Genomic DNA, 4,269 nt, shown 5'->3' on the forward strand with positions numbered 1-4,269 from the left:
GCTGCTTGTTTATCCCACCCAACATGATGATGCCTCTAAATTCCCTTGTCAATAGCGTTTGAGATGCGCTTACCCTGGTAGTGCTGGCATCGTTTTAAATTGGGTAGGGCTAGAGAAATGTTACGCTGACTTTTACAAAATCTTCCATAACGTACATGACCAAACAAAAACAAACAAGCAGATATCGATTCATGCAGCTAGTTTGCAGTGTTTTGATAGTGCTGGCAATTTGGAAAGTGCCTCAATGCGCTTGGGCAGATGCTAGCCAATAAGTAAAATCAAGTATAATGTTAGAGTTACTGAATTGTTATATAGCCATCCTAAATCATTTGTGAATTTCTTACTCCCTCCCCTTACTAAGGGGAGGGTTGGGGTGGGGTAAAAAATTTACGACTCATTTATAATTGTTATATGGTTAGAGTAACTTATAACATTCCTAAGGGAGCAGAGGAACTTAAGTGGCAAAAATAGAAGGATTTAGGGTAATAAATTACCGCTCGCTGCGTGATATTACTATGGGCAAGTTGTGGAATACGCAAAATGCCGAGGAACTAACGCCAATGACAGCCGTTATCGGTAAAAATGGTGTTGGGAAAAGCACGCTTTTCGACACTTTTGGCTTTCTTGCAGACTGCTTAAAAGGGGGAGTCGAAGAAGCCTGTGATGCCCGTGGACGGGGAGGTTTCGAGAGAATTCGCTCGCAAGGACAAAAGGGAAGTGTTGAGTTTCAGATTTACTATAAAGAGGATAGTAAAGCTCGACCAATCACCTATGATTTGGCAATAGACCTTGACTCTTCTGACAGACCATATGTAAAAAAAGAAAGACTTAGACAACGGACAAAAAACGAAAAAAAAGGACAACCTTATTCTTTTTTGATTCTAAATGAAGGTAAGGGTTTAGCATGGAAAGGTGAAGAAGAAGGCCAGCTACTTGATGAAGAACGAGGAGAATTTGATGTAACTAATTTAATAGAAAACATCCAGATAGGTGAGACATCAGAAGAAAGTAAAGAAAAGGAAATAGTTGAACTTGACGACAAGCGAAAATTGGGAATTGCTACTTTGGGAGCGCTCAAACAACACCCAAGAATTGCCGCATTTCGTAGATTTATCGAAGGATGGTATCTCAGCTATTTCACACCAGACGCTGCCCGTAGCTTACCTCTGGCTGGGCCACAAAAACGTTTGAATATTCATGGAGATAATCTAGGAAATGTGGTTCAATTTATGGAGAGAGAGCATCCTAAGAAATTCCAATCAATTTTGCAAAAAATCTCTAGTAAGATTCCAGGGGTGGAAAAGATTAGCACCGCCAAAAGTCCAGACGGTAGACTTCTGCTGCAGTTCAACGATCGAGGTTTTCAAGAACCGTTTTATGCTCAACAAATGTCAGACGGAACACTGAAGGTATTTGCCTACCTCCTTCTTTTAGAAGACCCCTCACCACCGCCATTTTTGTGCATTGAAGAACCAGAAAACGGAGTTTACCATAAGCTTTTAGAAACTCTAGCCCGAGAATTTCGAGAACACGCTAAAGCTCGAAGAAGTAGATCGCAAGTATTTGTTACAACACATCAACCCTATTTTGTAGATGCTCTTGAACCTGAAGAGGTTTGGGTACTGGAAAAGGGCGAGGATGGTTTTTCTACCATCAGACGAGCTAGCGAAGATTCTCTCATTAATAACCTTGTTTCTGAAGGATTGCCCCTTGGCGGACTTTGGTACAGCGATTATCTAGATAAAAGGTGAATAAATGCACTTTGAGATACTTGTCGAGGATATTTCTGGAAAAACTGCTCTTGAAATTCTTATACCAAAGATTATTAGCACCGAACAACACACATTTAATATCCATCTTTACAAAGGAAAACGAGTAGCACTCGACACAAAAATTATTGGCAATAGTTTATTATTAATTTATAATTCGTGATTAGCTAAGAATCATCAAATGTCCAGTATGCTTAATCCTTTGCAGTTACCCTCAATTCCTTTATCTGAACGCAAGCAGTTACCTGAATGTGCAGCTATATATTTTGCGATAGATGCAAATAATAGAGTTCTTTATATAGGGAAAGCTAAGAATTTGGTGGCAAGATGGAGAAATCATCACCGCATCCATAAGTTAGAAGAAATTGACCAAGAGTTTCCTGTTAGACTGGCTTGGCAAGCATGGAATGAAGAAAACTTGGGTGAAGCAGAAAAAGGCTTAATTAAAAGATTCCAGCCTTTGCTGAACAATACAGAAGTTGAAACACCTGCTGTCATCCCATCAGAAATTGTGTTAAGAGATTTTCTAAAAAACTTTTCAAGACGGCTAATTATTTTCGGTATGGAACCTAAAGCTCCTGACACGCTCCTCAAAGTCCATCTCAAATATGATTGGCAAAATTTGTCTTCTCAGGGAACAGCAGCTAAGATCAAAGACTACATCAAACAAAACCAAAACACAAATACAAGCATAAAATTTAAGCGTCATAGATATAGTAACTTCAATTTATTCGCGGGAGAAACTTTTCGTCCAGGTAGCAGAGCGCAGCGAACAATGGCCCGGCAACATCGGTCATACAACAACCACTGGGAATTTGCGTGTAATGGTGTTGTCATTCATATCACCCCTACAGATTTTTATCGGAACTATAAAGAAAAAACTCAAGTGACCAAACTAGCGGGAGTAAATTTTCGTGCAATCACAGAAGATGTGTTTGCGGAGGTCCAAAAAAATAGTAATTATGAATTCTCTGGATTATGTTGTTTCAGAAGCGATCCAGTTCCCCTGCTTTGGGTTAACTTGTAAAGCCACCCAACGATGCAAAGCATTTTCGATCGACGCAGGATGTCGGAGTCAAGGAAGCTGCTGGTTTGGTAAGATGCCAGAGGCGATCGCCTCACCAATAAAAACCACCAGATTAATTTAAACTGATTAAAAATTAGGCTGCGAAAATCCGATGTTCCGCAAGAAGAACCGCAAAAAGTTACCTTTATTAGCAGCATTCTTAGTCTCGCCATTTATTTCTTGGTTCCTGAGTGCGATCGCGCTATTTCTCAGTCTCTGGGTCATCGTACCAGCACCCACGATGTTCCTGTACCCTTTGGCGGTGGGAGCACCAGAAATTAGTCCTTGGTTGGTCGGTATCAATACGATCGCCCTTCTGCTGAACCTGCTCAGACGGAATCAAGGCAAAGTCTACATTATTTTACTGATTTGTAACCTGTTTGCCCTAATCCTGAGCCTGCTACCCCTGATTCAGTTCCCCGCAGCCAATGCAGCGGTAGCTACCCAAATGCAAGCTGTTCTAGGGGAAAACTATTTAGCAGCCGTTCCTCAAGCCGATCACGCGCAGCTACGCCCTCAACCGTTTATCCTCGCAGATGCGTTCCGAGGAATTCCCCTCAGAGAGGTTAGGATCGATCGGGCTATTGGATTTGCCAACCCTGACGGAGTTTCACTGCAACTAAACCTTTATCGGCCGATGCAAATTGGCAAATATCCGGCGATTATCACACTCTACGGGGGAGCTTGGCAGAGAGGCAATGCCGATTCCAATGAGGAATTCAGCCGCTATATGGCCGCTCAAGGCTATTGTGTGGTTGCAATTGCTTACCGCCACGCTCCCAAGTATCGATTTCCTGCTCAGCTTGACGACGTACAAGCCGCTCTTTCCTATATCAAAACTCATGCTGGTGATTGGGAAATCGATCTCGATCGAATTGCTCTGATGGGAAGGTCTGCAGGTGCCCATTTAGCAATGCTAACTGCTTATGATTCTAGTGTGCTTCCAGTTCGAGCAGTGGTGAACTATTACGGGCCAAATGACCTGATTCGGGGATACAATGACCCACCTTTTCCTGATGCCATAAATGTTCGAGCCGTCTTGCGTGCCTTTCTGGGAGGAACCCCAGACGAACTCAACGAGCTTTACCGTCGGGCTTCTCCCATAAATTATATTAAACCGAATCTTCCCCCTTCTCTACTGGTTTATGCAGGTCGCGACCATATCGTTCAGGTTAAGTTTGGTCGATCGCTCTACCAACGATTGCGAGCCACGGGCGATCGGGCTATTTTGCTCGAAATTCCTTGGGCTGAACACGCCTTTGATGCAGTTTTTAATGGCCCGAGCAATCAACTTGCTTTGTACTACACAGAACGCTTTTTGGCTCATTCTCTGAAGTCTTCGGATTACCAACGAGTTAACTAGTACACCTCGGCGTAAATACACAGACTATTAGACAGCCAAGACTTTACCCTTATATGTCCACTTAAAAGGTT

3 protein-coding genes are annotated in these 4,269 nt (G+C 42.5%); all 3 read left to right on the forward strand.

Going from position 1 to position 4,269, the window contains the following annotated elements; all coding sequences use genetic code 11:
• The first annotated feature begins 458 nt into the window (after positions 1–458).
• The 3 genes from QUA04_RS28845 to QUA04_RS28855 all read left to right on the forward strand — a co-directional run bounded on the left by QUA04_RS28845 (position 459) and on the right by QUA04_RS28855 (position 4,198).
• A complete protein-coding gene (locus tag QUA04_RS28845) occupies positions 459–1,751 on the forward strand; it encodes an AAA family ATPase (RefSeq protein WP_333263988.1) in 1,293 nt (430 codons plus the stop codon).
• A gap of 199 nt (positions 1,752–1,950) precedes the next feature.
• On the forward strand, positions 1,951–2,796 hold the full coding sequence (locus QUA04_RS28850; RefSeq protein ID WP_333263991.1) for a GIY-YIG nuclease family protein: 846 nt from the start codon (positions 1,951–1,953) through the stop codon (positions 2,794–2,796).
• A gap of 151 nt (positions 2,797–2,947) precedes the next feature.
• Positions 2,948–4,198 carry an alpha/beta hydrolase gene (locus QUA04_RS28855; protein WP_333263993.1) on the forward strand — a complete coding sequence of 417 codons (1,251 nt, stop codon included), beginning with the start codon at positions 2,948–2,950 and terminating at the stop codon, positions 4,196–4,198.
• The last annotated feature ends 71 nt before the right edge of the window (positions 4,199–4,269 follow it).

This window comes from Microcoleus sp. S13_C5 (assembly GCF_036700845.1).
Lineage (GTDB): Bacteria > Cyanobacteriota > Cyanobacteriia > Cyanobacteriales > Microcoleaceae > Microcoleus.

Coding starts and splice junctions, on each gene's coding strand:
- QUA04_RS28850 (WP_333263991.1), top strand. CDS start 1,951: ATGTCCAGTATGCTTAATCCTTTGCAGTTACCCTCAATTCCTTTATCT.
- QUA04_RS28855 (WP_333263993.1), top strand. CDS start 2,948: ATGTTCCGCAAGAAGAACCGCAAAAAGTTACCTTTATTAGCAGCATTC.